We start from the raw sequence: 18,740 nt of genomic DNA on the forward strand, positions 1-18,740 counted from the left end.
GCCGACGGGCGATGGCCGTCGCGACCGAACGCCATGTCCAACGCCCCCTCATGCGACCCTGAAGTGGCTCGTCAACCGCCCCTCGTCGTCCAGCACATGAAACGCGAACCCAGGAGGCGCGTCCCGGTCCGCGGCCCCCTCGCCCTCCCAGGGCAGCCGCAGCGTCCAGGTCACACCGGGGCCGACGACGAGCGGTCGCCCGGTGAAGACGGTGGCCGCGGGCGTGTGCGCGTGACCGGTGATGAGCCCCACGACCTCGGGCCTGCGCTCCAACAGTGCGGCCAGGGAGCGCGGTTGGCGCAGCTGGTACGCGTCCGGCAGCGGATGGTGCAGCCCGACCGGCGGGTGGTGGAAGGCGAGCAGCGCCGGAAGGTCGCCGTCCAGCTCGTCGAGCGTCGCCTCGACCCAGGCGTACGTCTCCTCGTCGAACTCGCCCTCGTCCCGGCCCGGAATGCTGGAGTCGCACATCAGCACGGCCGCGTCGTCGAAGAGGTGGACGCTGTTGACCGGGCCGTCGGCCGCGGGCAGTCCGAGCAGCGCCTTTCGGTAGGGCGCGCGGCTGTCGTGGTTGCCCGGGCAGGTCAGCACGGGGAAGGGGGCTTCGGCGTCGCGCAGTCCGAGCAGGCGGGCCGCCTCCTCGTACTCCGCCTCCGTGCCGTGGTCCGCGATGTCCCCGGTCACAAGGAGTGCGTCCACTGTTCCGGACAGCCCCCAAAGCCGGTCGCGCACCCGCTCGGCCCGCTCCGTGGCCCGCGCGGTCCCGTCCAGATGAAGGTCGCTGATGTGCGCCAGCACGAGCATGCTCATCCCCTCGTTGACCTAATGGAATAGGGGCATCTAAGCATTAATCCTAATGGCAGGGCAACGATTACCCGTTACAAGGGTGACCCGGATGGGACGCACCGCACGAAACCGGAAAAGGACTGGCCGCACGAGGGGCGGCAGGTCACGATGACCGCATGCTGAGCACTCTTCTCGCCTTCCTCGGCGCCTGCACTCTGATCGCCGCATCGCCCGGCCCGAGCACCGTGCTGATCATCAAGCGGTCGCTGCGCAGCAGGCGATCCGGCTTCCTGACCGTGCTCGGCAACGAGACCGGCGTCTTCATCTGGGGCGTCGTCGCCGCGTTCGGTCTCACCGCACTGCTCGCCGCCTCCGAGATGGCGTACGACGTCATGCGGATCGTCGGAGCCGTCGTGCTCGTCACCTTCGGTGTCCAGACCCTGTGGCAGGCGCGCCGCTCCAAGGGAGCCGTGGACGGCGGCTGGGAGGACGCGGAGAAGAGCGGCTGGGCCTCCTACCGGGGCGGGCTGCTGCTCAACCTCGCCAACCCGAAGGCGGCCATCTTCGCGATGTCCTTCCTGCCGCAGTTCGTGCCCGAGGGCGCCCCGCATCTGCCCACGATGGTCGGTCTCGCGGCGCTCTGGGCGGTCTACGAGGTCGGTTACTACGGCCTGTACGTGTGGTTCGTCGGCCGGATGAAGGCCGTACTGTCCCGGACCGGCGTACGCCGGCGTCTGGAGCAGGTCTCCGGAGGCGTGCTGCTGCTCCTGGGCGCCCGCCTCGCCCTGGAAAGCTGACACGCGGCAGCGGTAACCGGCTCGCGCGCGCCTCACCGGAAGGGCAGGATGCTGCCCGTAGCCCCCTGGGGAGAACTCCGGACAGACGGAGGCATGAATGACCGGCACGCCCGCGCCCTTCACCGCCGGCGACTACCAGGCCCGTATGCGGCGCGCGGCCGAGGCCGCCGCGGACGCAGGGCTCGACGGCGTCCTGGTGGCGCCGGGGCCCGATCTGGTGTGGCTGACGGGGTATCGGCCGGTGGAGACCGAGCGGCTCACCCTGCTGGTGCTGAGGGCCGGAGAGGACCCGGTCCTGGTCGTGCCCACTCTGGAGGCGCCCGACGCGGCCAAGGCGACCGGCGCGCCCGCGCTGACTCTCCGCGACTGGACCGACGGCAAGGACCCGTACGAGGCGACGGCGTCCCTCCTCGCCCCCAAGGGACGCTTCGGCGTCAGCGACAACGCCTGGGCCCTGCATCTGCTCGGCCTCCAGAAGCGGCTGCCGGAGACGCGCCACGTCGCCCTCACCGAGGCCCTGCCGATGCTGCGGGCCGTCAAGGACGCGGCGGAACTGGAGCGGTTGGCGGCCGCGGGAGCGGCCGCGGACGCAACGTTCGAGGAGATCCGGAAGGTTCCCTTCGCCGGCCGCAGGGAAGCCGACGTGGCCGCCGACGTCGCCGAGCTGCTGAGGCGGTTCGGCCACTCCCAGGTTGACTTCACCATCGTCGCCTCGGGGCCGAACGGCGCCAACCCGCACCACGAGGCCGAGGACCGGATCATCCAGCGCGGCGACATGGTCGTCCTGGACTTCGGCGGCCTCAAGGACGGCTACGGCTCCGACACCTCCCGCACGGTCCACGTCGGCGAACCGGACGACGAGGAGCGCAAGGTGCACGACATCGTGCGCGCGGCCCAGGAGGCGGGCTTCCGCGCGGTGCGGCCCGGAGCCGCCTGTCAGGACGTCGACCGGGCGGCCCGCGCGGTCATCACCGAGGCCGGGTACGGCGAGTACTTCATCCACCGCACCGGGCACGGCATCGGCGTCACCACCCACGAACCGCCGTACATGATCGAGGGCGAACAGCAGCCCCTCGTACCCGGAATGTGCTTCTCCGTGGAGCCCGGCATCTATCTGCCCGGCCGCTTCGGGGTGCGCATCGAGGACATCGTGACGGTGACCGAGGACGGCGGACGCCGCCTCAACACCACCTCCCGCGAGCTGGTGATCGTCGGCTGACCGACCGTCGGGAGCATTCCCCCAGGCCTCAACGTCCCAACGTCCCAACGTCCCAAGGCCCCAAGGCCCCTAGGCCCCAACGCCCCCTAGCGACAACGGCGCGACCATGACCCAGGCACCGACACCGACCGCGGACACCGTCCGCCGACTGGTCCGTTCGCTGCTCGCCGACAGCGTTGCGGCGGGCACGGGACCGGACGTCCGGCCTGTCGCCGAGGGCGGCGAGCACTCCACCTGGTGGGTCGGCACGCGCCATGTGCTGCGGCTCGCCCGGGACCGCGACGCCTCCGAACGCCAGCGTCGCGAACTGCGGCTGCGCGACCTGGTGCGCCCGCACATCGGAGTCCCGGTCCCGGTGAGCGTCGCGCATGGCGAATGGGCGAGCGGTCTGAGCTGCACCCTGGACACCAGGCTGCCCGGCGCGTCCGGCGAGGAGCAGGCCGTCTCGGCCGTCGGTGAGGCAGACCTGGCGGGACTGCTCACGGGGCTGCGCGAAGTGCCCGTACGCCAGGCCGAGGCGCTCGGCGTCCCGCGCACCGCGCCGCGCTCCCTGGACGCGCTGCGGACGGCCGCTTCGCACGCGGCCGAGGAACTCGCCGCCGACGAGTTCGACCCCGCCCGCCTGGCCCAGCTCACCGCGCCCGCCGCCGTCCAACTCGCCGCGCAGCCCGCCGCCGCGATCCTCGTGCACCACGACCTCAAGGGCGAACACCTCGTGGTCAGCGCCGACGGCCGGGTGCGCGGCGTCCTCGACTGGACCGACGCGGTGATCGGCGACCCCGCCGAGGACATCGCCGGGCTCGCGATCGCCGTCGGCGCCCCTGCGGCCGTACGCGCCGCCACGCTCGCCGGCTACGGCGCCCGCCCCTGCCTGCGCGGCCTGTGGCTGTCCCGCTGCGACACCGTGATCCGTCTCGCCGACCGCCTCCAGCGCCGTGACGACAGTCCCGTCCCGCTGCTGGAGACACAACTGCGCCGCGCCTGGGAGGCGATCCTGCTGGAACGGGTCACTGATCTGCGGGACGGGCCGGACGAGACACCGTAGGCGAGGGGGCCGGGCCGGGGCATCGCGGGACGCGTCTTGCCGCGCCTCGCCTCGTCACGTCGCGTCTCGTCGCCTCGTCTTGCCTCGTCACCCCTTGTCTTGTCATGCCGTGTCTTGTTGGGGCGGGGTAAACGCTTGCGCAAGCGTTTACCCAAGCCGTTGCGCAAGCCTTTACGCAATCGTTTGCGCACACGCTTGCGTAATCGTTTGCGCAAACGATTGCGTCGCGCGACGGCACCGAGCGCCGCACCCCTGTGTCGACGCAGACAGCGAGTGCGTCACGCCGTGGCATCGCCAACGGCGAGCGCTGAGCACCGCACGCCATGGCACCGCCGACGACCAGCGCCTCACGCCTGTGTCAGCACCACGCACGACTCGCCCGGCACGCTCAACACCCCGTCCGCGTCCGGCGCCTCGACGGGCTCCCAGGCGGCCAGCACGCGCGCGTGGCGGATGCCGAGAGGGATCGCCGCGGTCCCCTTGGAGAGATTGATGGCCACCCGGACGTCACCGCGCCGCAGAGCCAGCCAGCGGGCCTGCGCGTCGTGGGCGACTCTGACCGCCGCGAGATCGGGGTCCGAGAGGTCGGCCTGGCGGCGGCGCAGGGCGATCAGGTCGCGGTACCAGGCCAGTACGCGCGCGTGGGGTGCCTTTTCGGGTTCCGACCAGTCGAGGCAGGAGCGGTTCCGGGTCGCCGGGTCCTGTGGGTCGGGGACGTCCTCCTCGGCCCAGCCGTGTGCCGCGAACTCCCGGCGCCTGCCCCGCCGTACGGCCTCGGCGAGCTCGGGATCGGTGTGGTCGGTGAAGAACTGCCAGGGCGTGCCCGCGGCCCACTCCTCGCCCATGAAGAGCATCGGCGTGAAGGGCGCGGTGAGCGTCAGCGCGGTGGCGCAGGCCAGCAGCCCGGGGGAGAGGGAGGCCGAGAGCCGGTCGCCCTGGGCGCGGTTGCCGATCTGGTCGTGGGTCTGGGCGTAGCCGAGCAGGCGGTGTGCCGAGACGCGGGTGCGGTCCAGCGGGCGGCCGTGTGAGCGCCCGCGGAAGCTGGAGTACGTGCCATCGTGGAAGTAGCCCGACGTAAGCGCTTTCGCGAGCGCCGCGAACGGGGCGCGCGCGAAGTCCGCGTAGTAGCCCTGCGCCTCGCCGGTCAGCGCGGTGTGCAGCGCGTGATGGAAGTCGTCGTTCCATTGGGCGTGCAGCCCGAGACCGCCCACCTCGCGTGGAGTGACGAGCCGAGGGTCGTTCAGGTCGGACTCGGCGATCAGGAAGAGCGGTCGGCCGAGGTCGTCGGCGAGCGCGTCCACGGCCGTCGACAGCTCCTCCAGGAAGTGCACCGCGCGCGTGTCGCGCAGCGCGTGCACCGCGTCGAGGCGCAGCCCGTCGAGCCGGTAGTCGCGCAGCCACGCCAGCGCGCTGCCGACGAGGTACGCGCGCACCTCGTCCGAACCGGGCGCGTCCAGGTTCACGGCGGAGCCCCAGGGTGTCTGGTGGGTGTCCGTGAAGTACGGCCCGAACGCGGGCAGGTGGTTGCCGGAGGGGCCGAAGTGGTTGTGCACGACGTCGAGGACGACGCCCAGGCCTAGTTCGTGGGCCTGGTCGACAAAGCGCTTCAGTGCCTCGGGACCGCCGTAAGGTTCATGCACGGCCCACAGTGAGACACCCTCGTACCCCCAGCCGTGCCGCCCCGGGAAGGGGCACAGCGGCATCAACTCGACGTGGGTGACGCCCAGTTCCGTAAGGTGGCCGAGTCGCTCGGCGGCCGCGTCCAGTGTGCCCTCGGGCGTGTACGTCCCCACGTGCAGCTCATACAGGACCGCACCCGGCAGTGGACGCCCTGCCCACTCGGTGCGCCAGTCGTACCGCCCCTGGTCGACCACCGCGCTCAGCCCGTCGGGGCCGTCCGGCTGCCGCCGTGAGCGGGGATCGGGCAGCACGGGACCGTCGTCCACCGCGAACCCGTACCGGGTCCCGTCCTGTGCGTCCGCGTCACCCGTCCACCACCCGGCACGCTCCTGATTGCGCTCCAACGCGTGCGTGGCGCCCGCGCAATGGAGCGTCACCCGGTCGGCCTGCGGTGCCCACACCTCGAACCGCACAGACGGTTCCCCCTTGTCAGCTCACCGTGACATAGCCTGTCCATGGTGCTTCACGTGAGATCAATTCGCTTTCGAATCCACCCTTTTGCCGCGTGTTTGCCGCCCTCTTTTCACGCGGAACGCTCCGTCCGGCCGCAGCGGCCGTTTCCGTGTTTTCTGGACACCCCGCTCTCGCTGCCCGACAATCACCAGCGTGACGTCGTCTTTCGAGTTCCACACGTACCCCGCGCGGCTGTCCGACGTGGAGCGCGACCGGGCGCTCAAGGCGCTCCGTGACGGCGTCGCCCTCGGTCGCCTCTCGCACGACACGTTCATCCGACGTATGGAGTTGGCGCTCGCCGCCCGCAGGTCCGACGAACTCGCCGTGCTCACCGCCGACCTGCCCACCGAGGGCCGCTGGTCGAAGTTGGTGTTCGGCACCGTGGAGGCGGTCTCCGGTTTCACCGTACGACTGCGCAGGGCTTGGCAGGCCGAGCGGCTCCCGAAGCTGCTGCTGCCTCACCCGGACAGCCTGTACCCGCTGCGCATCGGCCGCGACCCGGCGAGCGGACTGCGGCTCAACCACGAGACGGTGTCCCGGGTGCATGCCGAGCTGAGCCGGCAGGGCGGGCTGTGGGTGCTGCGCGACTTGGGCTCGACGAACGGCACGACCGTCAACGGACGGCGCGTCATCGGCGCCGCCGTAGTCAAGGACGGCGACCAGATCGGCTTCGGGCGGATGATGTTCCGCCTCGCGTCGGAGTGAACCGTGGGGCGCGGCTGAACCGTGGCGTTGAGATTGAACCGAAGCGTCGCGGCTGAACCGTGGCGTCGCGGGCTCGCGTCGGAGCGGTCCGACGTTCCGCCCTGCGGGGGAGCGAGTCTGACGTTCCGCCTTGCGTCGGGCGGTCCCGGTCCCGCCGACCTCTGGCCTGGGATTCACCCACTGATTTCCTCAACATCCCTTACGTTCCGTGGTGTTGACGTACCCCCGGAGCCGTGACTGACTGTGCGTACACCATGCACATCAGGTGAACCGACGGCACCACATAAGTGGAGGTGTGCCCTGCCGCCACTGCTCCGCTACCCGACTGTGGACGAGCTGGGCGCCCGTGCGGCCGCGCTCGTCGCCCGTCGGCCGAAGGACGCCCGGCTGCGCCGCGTGGGCACCTCACGGGCGGGGACGCCGATGTGGCTGTTGTCCGTCGGACACGGCACTCGCCAGGCCCTCGTCGTCGCGGGACCGCACGCCAACGAACCCGTCGGCGGTGCCACGGTCCTGCGCCTCGCCGAGCGGGCGCTCGCCGACCCCCGGTTGACCGAGGGGGCGGACGCCACCTGGAACCTGCTGCTGTGCCTCGATCCTGACGGCGCCCGCCGCAACGAGGACTGGCTGTCGGGCCCGTACAGCCTCGGCCACTACTTCCGGCACTTCTTCCGGCCCGGCTTCCTGGAACAGCCCGAATGGCTGCCCGAGGGCGCGGACGGGGCCACCCTCCCCGAGACCCGCGCCCTCCTCGACCTCCAGGACGAACTGCGGCCCTTTCTGCAGTGCTCCCTGCACGGCGTCGACGTCGGCGGCGCCTTCGTCGAGCTGACCCGCGAACTGCCCGGCCTCGCCCAGCGCGTCGCGCACACCGCCGCTCGCCTCGGTATCCCGCGCGAACTCGGCCCGTACGACACCCTGTACTGGCCGGCGCTGGGGCCCGCCGTCTACCGCATCCCGCCACCGCACAGGGGCGGCCTGGCCGCCGCCATCACGGAGGCGGCGGTCGAGTCCACCTGGTTCCACCCGCACCCGTACGGCACGGTGACGGCGGTCGTCGAGGCCCCCATGTGGGGCGTCGCGGCCGTGGAGGACCCCACGCCGCCGGCCGACGCCGACGCGATGCTGCGCACCGTCAGCCGCACACTGCGCCGCGACACAGGACTCCTGGAGGGCATCCTCGCGCGCGTGCGGCCCAGCCTCGGCGCCTCCCCGGACGTGGCCTGCCTTCTCGCGCCCGTCGACGACTATTTACTGGTCGGCCCCGGACTCGCCGACTCGTGGGACCCCGACGTGTACGACGCGGGGACGCGCCCCCTGCCGCCGCTCGACACCGCTCATCTGACGGCGTTGCGCCTCGCGGGACGCCGGGTCGCGCTGCGCACGGCCGGGCTGCTTCACCAGCTCGTGTCCGCCTCCGGGCACGACCCGTGCGGGGTGCTGCCGGAGCTCGACCGGCTCGTCGACGAGTGGTGCGCCGACTATCGCGAGGGCTGCGGGGCGCGCTGGATCCCGGTCGCCCGCCAGGTCGAGTACCAGTCGCGCGTGGTGCTCGCCTCGTTCGAACTCGCCGGGCGGCACGCGCCCGTGCGCTCCCGTTCGAGTGAGTCCGGGTGGGGTTCGGAGCCCGCGGTGCCGATGCACCTGGAATGACGAAATCCACTCCGGCGAAGACGGTTCAAGCGAAAGCCCTTCAGGCGCGAACCGTTCAAGCGGTACGTGTCGGTCTGCTCGCTGCGGCCGTCCTCCTCACGGCGGGCGCCGCCCCGGTCCAGGCGGCACCACAGGAGTCCCCCCCGGCAACTGGCTCTACCTCACCGTCACGCCCGGCGACGCCCGCTCCAGCGACACGCCTGGCACCCTGTTGTTCTGCGACCCGCCCCTGGGACACCCGCACGCGGCACAGGCCTGCGAGGAACTCCGCGCCGCCGGGGGCGACATCTCCCGGATCCCGCCCCGGGCCGACGTTCTGTGCCCCTTGATCTACGCCCCGGTGACCGCGTCGGCGCAGGGCGTATGGGACGGCCGCCGGGTCGCCTACACGCATACCTTCGCGAACTCCTGCGTGATGGTGGCCGAGACGGGAGCGGTGTTCGAGCCGGTGGACTGATCGGACCGGGTCGGCGGCGGACCGGCACGCGCGCGTACGCCTCGAAAACGCTCACGCCGCGTTCTCGCGCGCGTGGCGGGCCGCCGCCACCACCGTACGGGCCTGGTGTTCGACCTGGTGCTCCAGCGGCACCCAGCGGGCGCGGAACCGTTCGGCGAACGCGTCGCTCCACGCGGCGACGAGGGCTTCGAGGCGCTGCGCCTCGCGGTCGTCGGCCTCCTGGAGGACGCGCAGCAGCATCGCGGCGGCCCGCAGCGGGAGCCGGCGGCCGAACGCGTCGACACTGCCGACGTACGCCATCGTCGTGTCCGGAGGTGGCGTCTGGATCCAGTCGCCGGCGAGGCCCGGCACCAGCTCCAGCGCCCACTTCGCGGCCCGCAGAAGCGGCCCGTCGGGTCCTGGCAGCCGCGGCAGGGCCTCCGTGAGCACCGCCTCCACCTGGAGCGCGTCGTGCACCAGCCGGCGCGCCAGTCGCCGCATCGCCGCCGCGGGGGCGGGGTGCGGCGCCGGATCGTCCACCAGGTCGCTGGCCCACATCGGCACCTCGACGACGGCGGTCAGCCCGCCGTACCGGTGGGCGTGGTACCAGGTGCTGTGCCGGGCGTCGTCGGGCATGCTCGGGTACGCCGCGTCCGAGCCGGGCGCCGGCATCACATGCACCCCGGGCCCCGAGGCGGGCCAGCCGGCGGCGTCCGAGGCGGCCGTCTCCACCGGGATGTGCAGCTCCGCCGCGGACTTGGCGAACGGCTCGGCCAGCCCCGGGATGTCCTTGGTCAACTGCACCCAGCTGCCGCCCAGATCGGTCCCGTGCAGCGTCACCTGGAGGTAGGGCCGCAGCTCGTCGATGACCCGGGTGAGGGCGCGGGTCTCGGGCGGCAGCCGGTCGGGCGGCAGCACGGAGGGTGACCACTCCGGCTGCTCGGGGCCGGCCGGACGGAAGAAACCCAGGTGGTAGTCGAGCAGCGTGCGCGGCGCGGGCGTCACATGGAGGCTCGCGCCGTCCGGGTCCGCGCAGAGCAGGAAGTGCCAGGAGGTCTCGGCCCGCAACCCCCGCTCGTGCATTGCGCGTTCGGCCAGGGCCAGCAGGGTCGAACCGCCCGTCGGTTCGTTCGCGTGGGCGCCCGCCACGACGAGGACCGCGCGCTGCGCGTGGCCGACGGACAGCAGGTGAAGAGGTCTGCCCGCGCGCGAGACACCCACTTGTCTGAGGACGCACAGGCCGGGTCGGTGAGCCGCCAACGCCCGGGCGGACGAGACGATTTCGGTCACACTGGGGTAGCGCAACTCCGGCAGGAGACTCACCCCCGACTTGTCCGCCCTGCGTCGCTTTCCGCAGTAGTCCACGGACTGAGTGAACTGTCAAGGAGTTGACGGGGCGGCTCCCGGGGGCGCCAGGTGGCATTTACCGCTGGCAGGGGGGTGTGCACCGCCAGAGGAAGGACTCACCGTCGGCGAGGGCTGCCTGGCGCGCTCCGTCGGACCTGCCCGAAGGCGCGCCCCGACCGTCTCCTCGCGGCGCCACCGACGGGTGGTGAAGGGCCTGCGCGGATGCGGCCGGATCACCCGTTCGGGCGTACGAGGGCTGCGGTCCGATCGCATCGGTGGTCGGCTGAGTACTGCCGCGCGTAGGTCCGGCGCGCACATCCGAGGTGGGAGGCCGCCGGTGCTGTGTCCTCACGGCCTTCCCGGCGAAGACGCGCCCGCGGCCACGCCGACGGGAGCACTGCCCGCGCGGCTGCTGCCGGCGCTTCCGGGGACCGGGGTGATGAACCCGTTCGCGCCGTCGGGCCCGTCCGCGCCGCAGACGCCGTTGGCGCCACCGAGCCGGCCCGAGCCCGTGCGCCCGTGCCCGGAGAGCGGCTCGGCGCCGCCGAGCCTGCTCGCCCCCGGCACCGAGCGCGACCCGTACCCGCTGTACCGGACCCTCCGTGAGCGGCACCCCCTCGTGTACGACGAACCGTTCGGCGCCTGGCTGGTCAGCCGGTACGCCGATGTCCGCGCCGCGCTCGCGGATCCACGGCTCGTCGCTCCGCCGCCCGGGCGCACCCTCGCCCATCTGGAGGGCGGCATGCACAGCGCGCACCGGGCCCTCGTCTCACCGGCGTTCCGAGGGGCCGCGCTGGCCGCCCTGACCGCCGGTGTCGAACGCACGGCGTACGTCCTCGCCCGCCGTCTCGCCGCGCGCCAGGAGGCCGATCTCGTCGCCGAGTTCTGCCACTGGCTGCCCACCGCGGCGGCCGTCGCCGCGCTCGGGCTGCCGTACGAGGACACCGCGCGCGTCCATGCTTGGTGCCGTACGGGCCTCGACCACCTGGGCGGTCACCACCCCGAACTGGACGCTTTCCTGCGCCCGTACATCGCCCGCCGCCGTGCCCACCCGGGCGCCGATCTGCTGTCCGCGCTGTGCACGGCCCGGGCCGCCGACGGTCGCCTGCTGCCGGACGAGGCCGTGTCGGGGCTGGCCGGGACGCTCCTCGGCGCGGGCGGCGAGGCGACCGCCCACGCGCTCGCGTCGTTCCTCGCCAATCTCCTCGACCACCCGGGCCAGTTGGGGATGATCCGCGCCCGTCCCGCGCTCACGGCCGGTGCCTGGGCAGAGTCGCTGCGCCGTGATCCGCCGCTGCACGTCGTCTCGCGCCGGGCCGTCGAGCCCGTCGGCGCGATCCCGGCGGGCGCCACCGTGGCGTGTCTGCTGGGTGCCGCGGGACGCGACCCGGCACGGTTCGCCGACCCGGACCGCTACGACGCCTTCCGCGCCGACCCGGGTGAGCTCGCGTACGGCTCCGGACGGCACTTCTGCCCGGGCGCGCTGCTCGCCCGGCTCACGGCGGAACACGGCCTGCACGCCCTGCTGACCGCCCTGCCGGACCTGCGCTGGTTCCCGGGCTTCCGGCCGGCTCCGGTGGGCCTGATCAGCCGCTCTCCCCGGACCCTGCTGGTGCGCCCGCGCTGACCCGCTCCAGCAGCACCACGGGCAGCCGCTCGAAAAGCTCCTCCACGCGCGCGTGCCCCGTGAACTCCCTTCCCGGGGAGATCACATCGGCCCAGCGCCCCTCGGGGAGCGCGAGCCGGGTGTCGCGCCAGCCGCCGGCCTCGGCCAGCCGCAGCGACATCCGCGTGACGGCCGTGATCACCTCTCCGGAGCGTACGAACGCCACGCAGTGCCCGGCGCCCGGGCCCTCCGCCACCAGCGGCGCGTACGTCGCCGAGTCGCCGAAGACGGCCGGGCGCCGCCCGCGCAGCCGCAGCGCGGCCGTCGTCAGCGCGGCCTTCTCCGAGGGCCGCTCCTGCGGCGCGAACGGCTGCCGGTTGTCCGGGTCGACCAGCGCCAGGTACTCGCCCTCGGTGCCCTGGTAGACGTCCGGGACCCCGGGCATCGTCAGATGGACCAGAGCGGCCCCGAGGACGTTCGCCCGCACATGCGGCGCCAGGGCGGCCCGGAAGTCGGCCACGAGCCGCCCAGGCACCCCGCAGGGCCCCTCCGACACGAACGCCGCGACCGTGTCCTCGTACGCGGGATCCTGCTCCGTCCAGGAGGTGTGCAGTCCGGCCTCCCGGACGTGCTTCAACAGGGCTCCCTGGACACGTTCTTCGGAGGCCGGGCCCAGTCCGAACATCGTCTGCCATGCGGCCCAGGCCAGCTGCGGGTCGGGCACACCCGTGCCGTCCCGGGTCACCTCCGCCAGGACGTCGGCCCACCGTTCGGGGCACTGGGTGAGCACCGAGAGCGCCGCGCGGACGTCGGCGCTGCGTTTCGTGTCGTGTGTCGACAAGGCGGTGCCGGTGGCCGGCCAGTCACGCTGCACGCGCGCGCAGTAGGCGTGGAAGTCCTCCGGGGACACGGCCGGAGCGCCCGGGGCGCCGCCCACCTCGTTCGCGGACAGAAGGGGCACAAAGCGGTAGAACGCCGTGTCCTCCACGGACTTGGCCCGCAGCGCGGACGAGGTCTGCGCGAACCGGGCCCGCAGCTCCGCGTGCCCGGGCCCGTCACCGGCCCGCCCGGTCACCAGATCCCGTACGACGTCCACGGCATGCGCCTCCTCGGGCACCGTGAAGACCGCCCGGGCCTCCTCGGCGGCCTCCTCGGTCACCACCAGGGAGGCGTCCGTGGAGGGGTAGGGCCGGTACACCTCGAGGCGTACGAGGAGTTCCCGCAGTGCGGTGCCCAGGGCCCAGGGGGCGTGATCGCGCAATGCCGGGTCCGGGGACGCGGCGCACACGCCGCTCACCACGCGCGTGAGGCGGTCGACCTCCGTGACCAGCTCGTGCGTGAGCACCTTGTACGCCGCCCTGCGCACCGTCGACTCCCAGTGGCCGCCCCGGTCGGCCTGAGGGGCCGCGAACCGCCGGTACTGGCCGAGGAGTTCGCCCGCGCCCGCCGGGTCCGTGAAGAGGCCGTCCACGTGCCGCAGCGCGTCGTATCCGGTGGTGCCGGCGACGGGCCACGCGGCCGGGAGCGGCTCGCCGTCCGCGAGGATCTTCTCGACCACCGTCCAGCGGCCCCCGGTCGCCTCGTGCAGGCGGCGCAGATACGCGTCCGGGTCCGCGAGTCCGTCCGGGTGGTCGACGCGCAGCCCCTCGACCACGCCGTCGTCGAGCAGCTCCAGGATCTTCGCGTGGGTCGCCGTGAACACCTCCGGGTCCTCGACGCGCACGCCGATGAGCTCCGAGATGCTGAAGAAGCGGCGGTAGTTGAGCTCCGTACGGGCCAGCCGCCACCACACGGGGCGGTACCACTGGGCGTCGAGGAGTCGCGGCAGCGGCAGCCTCTCGGTGCCTTCGCGCAGCGGGAACACATGGTCGTAGTAGCGCAGTACGTCGCCGTCGACCTTCAGGCGGTCGAACTCCGTGCCGAGCCGGCCCCCGAGCACCGGCAGCAGGAGCCGACCGTCCTGGGCGTCCCAGTCGATGTCGAACCAGCGCGCGTACGGCGACTCGGGGCCCTCGCGCAGCACCTCCCACAGCGGGCGGTTGTGGCGCGGGGCCATGGCCATGTGGTTCGGCACGATGTCCACGACGAGGCCCAGGCCGTGCTCGCGCGCGGTGCGCGCCAGGGAGCGCAGCCCATCCTCGCCGCCCAGTTCGGACCGCACGCGCGCGTGGTCCACCACGTCGTAGCCGTGCGTCGAGCCCGGGACGGCCTCCAGGACGGGCGAGAGGTGCAGATGCGAGACGCCGAGCGAGGCCAGATACGGCACGGCCGCCTCGGCTGCCCCGAAGGGGAACTCCGGCTGCAGTTGCAGCCGGTACGTGGCGGTCGGCACGGCGGGAACCACCGGGCCGGGGACCACCGAGTCCGGAATCACCGGGTCGGGACGCTCAGGTGTCATGCGAACCTACGTACCCGCCCCACCGCCTTTCGTGTCATCGACGCATGCATACGGGCACGGGCGCGTGGCTAGCGTCGAACGATGCGGAACAGGAGCCAGGGGCGGCACGTCACGCCGGACACGTCCGGCACCGTGGCGACCTACCGCCGCGTGGTCGCGCTGACCGGGGCTGCCCTCCCGGTCGTGTCCTTCCTCGGTCGGCTGCCCACCGCCACCATCCAGTTCGGCAGTCTGCTGCTCGTCGCGCGGACGAGTGGCTCGCTGGGGACGGCGGGGCTGGTCGGTGGCGCGCTCGCCGTCGGACAGGTGGCCTGCGGGCCGCTCGTGGGCCGTCTCGCGGACCGGCACGGTCAGCGCACCGTCGTCCTCGTCTTCTCCCTCGCCAACGCCCTCGCGATCGCCGCCCTGGTGACGGGCGCGCTCGCTCACCTGGCTCCGGGGCCCCTCGCCCTGCTCGGCGCCCTGGCCGGAGCGAGCGTGCCGCTCATCGGCCCGCTGGGCCGTGCCCGCGTGGTCGCCCTGGCCCGCGGCAGCGGCGCGGACGACCGTACGGTGAGTGCCGCGCTGTCCTTCGAGAGCACGCTGGACGAGATCTCCTTCGTGCTGGGCCCCGCCCTGGTGGGCGTCGCGGCGGTGCTGGCACACCCGGCGTACGCGCTGGGCGCGGCGGGGCTCCTGGTGGCCGTCTGCGGAACGGGTTTCGCCCTGCACCCGACGGCCACCGCGATGCACCCGACGGCCACCGCGGTACACCCGACGGCCACCGCGATGCACCCGACGGCCACCGCGGTACACCCGACGGCCACCGCGATGCGCCCGGCGCGGAACCCGGCGCGTGCGGTGGCCGCGCGCTTCCGCATCCCCCGCTCCGTCCATGCTCTGCGCGCGGCCCTCGCCCTCCAGGGCGCCATGTTCGGCGCCTGCCAGGCCGGCATCACCGCGCTGACCGAACGCCTCGGGCAGGAGGACCAGGCCGGGCTCGTGTACGCCGCCATGGGGGTCATGAGCGCCGTCGCGGGGCTGTCGATGGCCGCGGCGCCGGCCCGTCTCGGGCTCAGGGCCCGCTGGAGGGCGGCCACCGCGGCCGCCCTTCTGCTGTCCCTGCCGCTGCTGTGGACGGAGAGCCTGTGGGGTCTGTACGCCGTCGTCACCGTCCTCGGTGTCGCGTACGCGCCCCACCTGATCACCGTGTTCGGCCTCACCGAGCGTGCCGTGCCGCCGGCGCGGCTGGCCGAGGCGATGGCCGTCGCGACGAGTGCGATCGTCGGTGGCCAGGCCCTCGCCGTGGCCGTCACCGGACGCCTGGCGGAGTCCTACGGCCCCACCGCCGCGTTCGCGGTCGGAAGCGCGGTCGCCGCGCTCGCCTGCGCCATCGCGCTGACGGCACGCCCGACGACGTACACCGAAACCGAAAACGGCCCCCACGCGCGCGTGCAACCGGAAGACGAGCCCCACGCGCGCGTGCCCGAGGAGAACACGCCCGCCTAGGCAGGCCGCTGCAACACCGTCAGGCTCCGGTCGACCAGCGTCAGCCGGTCCCCGGCCTCGACCTTGGCGCCCGTCCCCGGCGACACTCCTTCCGGGCGGGAGGTGTCGACCACGACCTGCCACTGCCGTCCGTGGTTGACCGGCACCACGAACTCCAGCGCCTTCGGTGAGGCGTTGAACAGCAGCAGGAAGGAGTCGTCGGCGATGCGCTCCCCGCGCGGGCCCGGCTCGGAGATCGCGTTGCCGTTGAGGAAGACGGACAGCGCCCGCGCTTGCGCGGAGCCCCAGTCGCGTTGGGTCATGTCCTCGCCCTCCGGGGTGAACCACGCGATGTCGGACAGCTCGTCGTGCGTGCCCTGCACGGGCCGCCCGTGGAAGAAGCGGCGCCGCCGGAAGACGGGATGGTCGCGCCGCAGCCACACCATCGCGCGCGTGAAGTCGAGCAGCTCGCTGCCGTCCTCCGGCCACGACACCCAGGCCAGCTCGCTGTCCTGGCAGTACGCGTTGTTGTTGCCGCCCTGGGTGCGCGCGAACTCGTCGCCGTGGCTGAGCATCGGCACGCCCTGGGAGAGCATCAGCGTCGCGATGAAGTTGCGCATCTGGCGGGCCCGCAGGGCGAGGACGGCATCGTCGTCGGTGTCGCCCTCGGCACCGCAGTTCCAGGACCGGTTGTGGCTCTCTCCGTCGCGGTTGTCTTCGCCATTGCCCTCGTTGTGCTTGTTGTTGTACGAGACGAGGTCGTGCAGCGTGAAGCCGTCGTGGCAGGTCACGAAGTTGATGGAGGCGAGCGGGCGGCGGCCGTCGTCCTGGTAGAGGTCCGACGAGCCGGTCAGCCGGGACGCGAACTCCGCCAGCGTGCGCGGCTCGCCGCGCCACAGGTCCCGTACGGTGTCGCGGTATTTGCCGTTCCACTCGGTCCACAACGGCGGGAAGTTGCCCACCTGGTAGCCGCCCTCGCCGACGTCCCACGGCTCGGCGATCAGCTTCACCTGGGAGACCACCGGGTCCTGCTGGACCAGGTCGAAGAAGGACGACAGCCGGTCCACCTCGTGGAACTGCCTGGCCAGCGTGGCGGCGAGGTCGAAGCGGAACCCGTCGACGTGCATCTCGGTGACCCAGTAGCGCAGCGAGTCCATGATCAGCTGGAGCACGTGCGGGGAGCGCATCAGAAGGGAATTGCCGGTCCCCGTGGTGTCCATGTAGTAGCGGGGATCGTCCGCCAGACGGTAGTACGAGGCGTTGTCGAGGCCCCTGAAGGACAGCGTCGGGCCCAGGTGGTTGCCCTCGGCCGTGTGGTTGTAGACCACGTCCAGGATGACCTCGATGCCGGCCTCGTGCAGCGCACGGACCGCCGACTTGAACTCCAGGACCTGCTGGCCGCGATCGCCCCAGGAGGCGTACGCGTTGTGCGGGGCGAAGAAGCCGATCGTGTTGTAGCCCCAGTAGTTGCTGAGACCCATGTCCACCAGACGGTGGTCGTTCACGAACTGGTGAACGGGCATCAGTTCCAGTGCGGTGATGCCCAGTTCCGTCAGGTGTTCGATGATCGCCGGGTGTGCCAGCGCCGCGTACGTGCCGCGCAGCTCGTCGGGCAGCTCCGGGTGCTGCATCGTGAGGCCCTTCACATGGGCCTCGTAGAGCACCGTGTGGTGGTATTCGGTGCGCGGACGTCGGTCGTCGCCCCAGTCGAAGTACGGGTTCACCACGACCGACGACATGGTGTGCGGCGCCGAGTCCAGGTCGTTGCGCTTGTCGGGGGCCCCGAAGGGATAGCCGTACACCTCCTCGCCCCACTTCACCGACCCGCTGATGGCGCGCGCGTACGGGTCGAGGAGCAGCTTCGCGGAGTTGGCGCGCCGCCCGCGACCGGGCGCGTACGGTCCGTGCACCCGGAAGCCGTACCGCTGTCCGGGCATGACCCCCGGCAGATACGCGTGCCGGACGAACGCGTCGGTTTCGCGCAGCTCCACCGCCGTCTCCGAGCCGTCGTCGTGCAGCAGACACAGCTCGATGCGGTCGGCGGCCTCCGAGAAGACCGCGAAATTGGTACCGGCGCCGTCGTACGTGGCACCGAGTGGATATGCCTCTCCAGGCCAGACCTGCATGGATACGACTCTTCCAGTAGTGCCGCGCCCCTGAGGGCGACTCCGAGCCGAGTCTCCCCGAAAGTGATGGAACCTCCTATGACTTACGTCCCTCTTACCCGATGACCAGGCATACGTCGTATGCCGAACCAGTGGGGCTCAAGCGACTCCTGACGGCATAGGGGGAGTAGGGGGAAATGTGCGCAAGATAGTGCACCGCCATCTGGGCAAGGTGGTGGCAGGTGCTGCCATAGCGGTGGCCGGGACGGCCGTGATGGTCGGAATCACACTGCCGGGTACGGCGGGGGCCGACGACTCTGGCGGGGGCCAGGGCGCCAACGGCACCTCGCAGCAGACAGGTCAGCAGGGGCAGTCGGCGGTGCAGCCGGGTGTCGTCGAGGAGGCACCGGCCCAGGGCGACAAGGGCAAGGGCCGCGACCCGCTGACCGACGACGAGATGAAGCGCGTCGAGCGGATCGCGCTCAACCAGCAGTCGTTCAGCGCCAGTGAGAACGTGGAGGGCAAGCGCGGCCCGCAGCGCATCAGCGCCGACCTCGCCGAACCCGAGACGAACGAACTGGACGATCCGAACGCGCCCCGGCGCGCCGACGTGTCGTTCTACGACTACAAGAACGACACGCTCGTCACCAAGACCGTCAACCTCGACACCGGGAAGGTCGAGAAGACGGGCACCCAGCATGACGTCCAGCCGCCCATCAGCCGCGACGAGATGATCGAGGCCGCCAAGCTGCTGATCGCCGACCCGCTCGGCGCGGGTCTGAAGGCGGACTTCAAGGACGCCACCGGCAAGGAACTGACCTCGCCCGACCAGCTGGTGCTCAACAGCATGGTCTACCGTGCGACGTCCGGAGCTCAGCCCGCCGTCCTCGACGCCTGCGGCGAGCACCGGTGCGTACGGCTCTTCCCGAAGGTCAAGAACGGGCCCTGGATCGACAGCCGTGACCTGGTGGTCGACCTGAGCGCCCGCAAGGTCGGCAAGTTCGGCTGAGCGCGGCCTTCTTTCACCTCCCACCTTCACTGCTTTC

At 72.2% G+C, this 18,740-nt stretch carries 14 protein-coding genes; 9 read left to right on the top strand and 5 right to left on the bottom strand.

Annotated elements, in window-relative coordinates; translation table 11 throughout:
- Nucleotides 1-48 precede the first annotated feature (48 nt).
- Entirely contained in the window at nucleotides 49-801 is a 753-nt protein-coding gene (locus tag ACZ4RZ_RS27790) for a phosphodiesterase (RefSeq protein ID WP_467748641.1), read from the bottom strand.
- A 158-nt stretch (nucleotides 802-959) separates the two neighbouring features.
- On the opposite strand from ACZ4RZ_RS27790, the gene ACZ4RZ_RS27795 reads away from it, so the two are divergent.
- From ACZ4RZ_RS27795 to ACZ4RZ_RS27805, 3 genes are all read left to right on the top strand, one after another.
- Nucleotides 960-1,580 (top strand): LysE family translocator, encoded by a 621-nt coding sequence (locus tag ACZ4RZ_RS27795; protein WP_467748566.1) that lies wholly within the window; start codon nucleotides 960-962, stop codon nucleotides 1,578-1,580.
- Between the two features lie 97 nt (nucleotides 1,581-1,677).
- On the top strand, nucleotides 1,678-2,799 hold the full coding sequence (locus ACZ4RZ_RS27800) for an aminopeptidase P family protein (protein WP_467748568.1): 1,122 nt from the start codon (nucleotides 1,678-1,680) through the stop codon (nucleotides 2,797-2,799).
- Between the two features lie 106 nt (nucleotides 2,800-2,905).
- A complete protein-coding gene (locus tag ACZ4RZ_RS27805; protein ID WP_467748570.1) occupies nucleotides 2,906-3,844 on the top strand; it encodes an aminoglycoside phosphotransferase family protein in 939 nt (312 codons plus the stop codon).
- Nucleotides 3,845-4,191: 347 nt separating this feature from the next.
- Here the strand turns inward: ACZ4RZ_RS27805 and treZ are convergent, their stop codons facing one another.
- The gene (treZ, locus tag ACZ4RZ_RS27810) at nucleotides 4,192-5,937 is read right to left on the bottom strand and encodes a malto-oligosyltrehalose trehalohydrolase (protein WP_467748571.1); all 1,746 of its coding nucleotides are present in this window, start codon (nucleotides 5,935-5,937) and stop codon (nucleotides 4,192-4,194) included.
- Nucleotides 5,938-6,130: 193 nt separating this feature from the next.
- Here treZ and ACZ4RZ_RS27815 point away from each other — a divergent pair, with 193 nt between their 5' ends.
- The 3 genes from ACZ4RZ_RS27815 to ACZ4RZ_RS27825 all read left to right on the top strand — a co-directional run bounded on the left by ACZ4RZ_RS27815 (nucleotide 6,131) and on the right by ACZ4RZ_RS27825 (nucleotide 8,792).
- Entirely contained in the window at nucleotides 6,131-6,682 is a 552-nt protein-coding gene (locus ACZ4RZ_RS27815) for an FHA domain-containing protein (RefSeq protein WP_467748573.1), read from the top strand.
- Nucleotides 6,683-7,009: 327 nt separating this feature from the next.
- Nucleotides 7,010-8,335: a M14 family zinc carboxypeptidase gene (locus ACZ4RZ_RS27820; RefSeq protein ID WP_467748574.1), complete on the top strand. Its 1,326-nt coding sequence runs from the start codon at nucleotides 7,010-7,012 to the stop codon at nucleotides 8,333-8,335.
- Between the two features lie 211 nt (nucleotides 8,336-8,546).
- A complete protein-coding gene (locus ACZ4RZ_RS27825; RefSeq protein WP_467748576.1) occupies nucleotides 8,547-8,792 on the top strand; it encodes an SSI family serine proteinase inhibitor in 246 nt (81 codons plus the stop codon).
- A gap of 51 nt (nucleotides 8,793-8,843) precedes the next feature.
- Here the strand turns inward: ACZ4RZ_RS27825 and ACZ4RZ_RS27830 are convergent, their stop codons facing one another.
- Nucleotides 8,844-10,094 carry a M14 family zinc carboxypeptidase gene (locus ACZ4RZ_RS27830; RefSeq protein WP_467748643.1) on the bottom strand — a complete coding sequence of 417 codons (1,251 nt, stop codon included), beginning with the start codon at nucleotides 10,092-10,094 and terminating at the stop codon, nucleotides 8,844-8,846.
- A gap of 361 nt (nucleotides 10,095-10,455) precedes the next feature.
- On the opposite strand from ACZ4RZ_RS27830, the gene ACZ4RZ_RS27835 reads away from it, so the two are divergent.
- A complete protein-coding gene (locus ACZ4RZ_RS27835; protein WP_467748578.1) occupies nucleotides 10,456-11,745 on the top strand; it encodes a cytochrome P450 in 1,290 nt (429 codons plus the stop codon).
- Here ACZ4RZ_RS27835 and treY read toward each other — a convergent pair.
- Nucleotides 11,705-14,122, bottom strand: a complete 2,418-nt coding sequence (treY, locus tag ACZ4RZ_RS27840; RefSeq protein WP_467748580.1) for a malto-oligosyltrehalose synthase — start codon at nucleotides 14,120-14,122, stop codon at nucleotides 11,705-11,707. The two genes, ACZ4RZ_RS27835 and treY, sit on opposite strands and share 41 nt — an antisense overlap.
- Nucleotides 14,123-14,203: 81 nt before the next feature.
- Between treY and ACZ4RZ_RS27845 the strand changes: the two genes are divergently transcribed.
- Entirely contained in the window at nucleotides 14,204-15,610 is a 1,407-nt protein-coding gene (locus tag ACZ4RZ_RS27845; RefSeq protein WP_467748582.1) for an MFS transporter, read from the top strand.
- Here ACZ4RZ_RS27845 and glgX read toward each other — a convergent pair.
- Nucleotides 15,607-17,715, bottom strand: coding sequence for a glycogen debranching protein GlgX (gene glgX, locus ACZ4RZ_RS27850; RefSeq protein WP_467748584.1), 2,109 nt, complete (start codon nucleotides 17,713-17,715; stop codon nucleotides 15,607-15,609). The genes ACZ4RZ_RS27845 and glgX overlap by 4 nt on opposite strands.
- 178 nt (nucleotides 17,716-17,893) lie before the next feature.
- Between glgX and ACZ4RZ_RS27855 the strand changes: the two genes are divergently transcribed.
- A complete protein-coding gene (locus ACZ4RZ_RS27855; RefSeq protein WP_467748586.1) occupies nucleotides 17,894-18,703 on the top strand; it encodes a Tat pathway signal sequence domain protein in 810 nt (269 codons plus the stop codon).
- Nucleotides 18,704-18,740 lie beyond the last annotated feature (37 nt).

Source organism: Streptomyces sp. NPDC027189 (assembly GCF_055566975.1).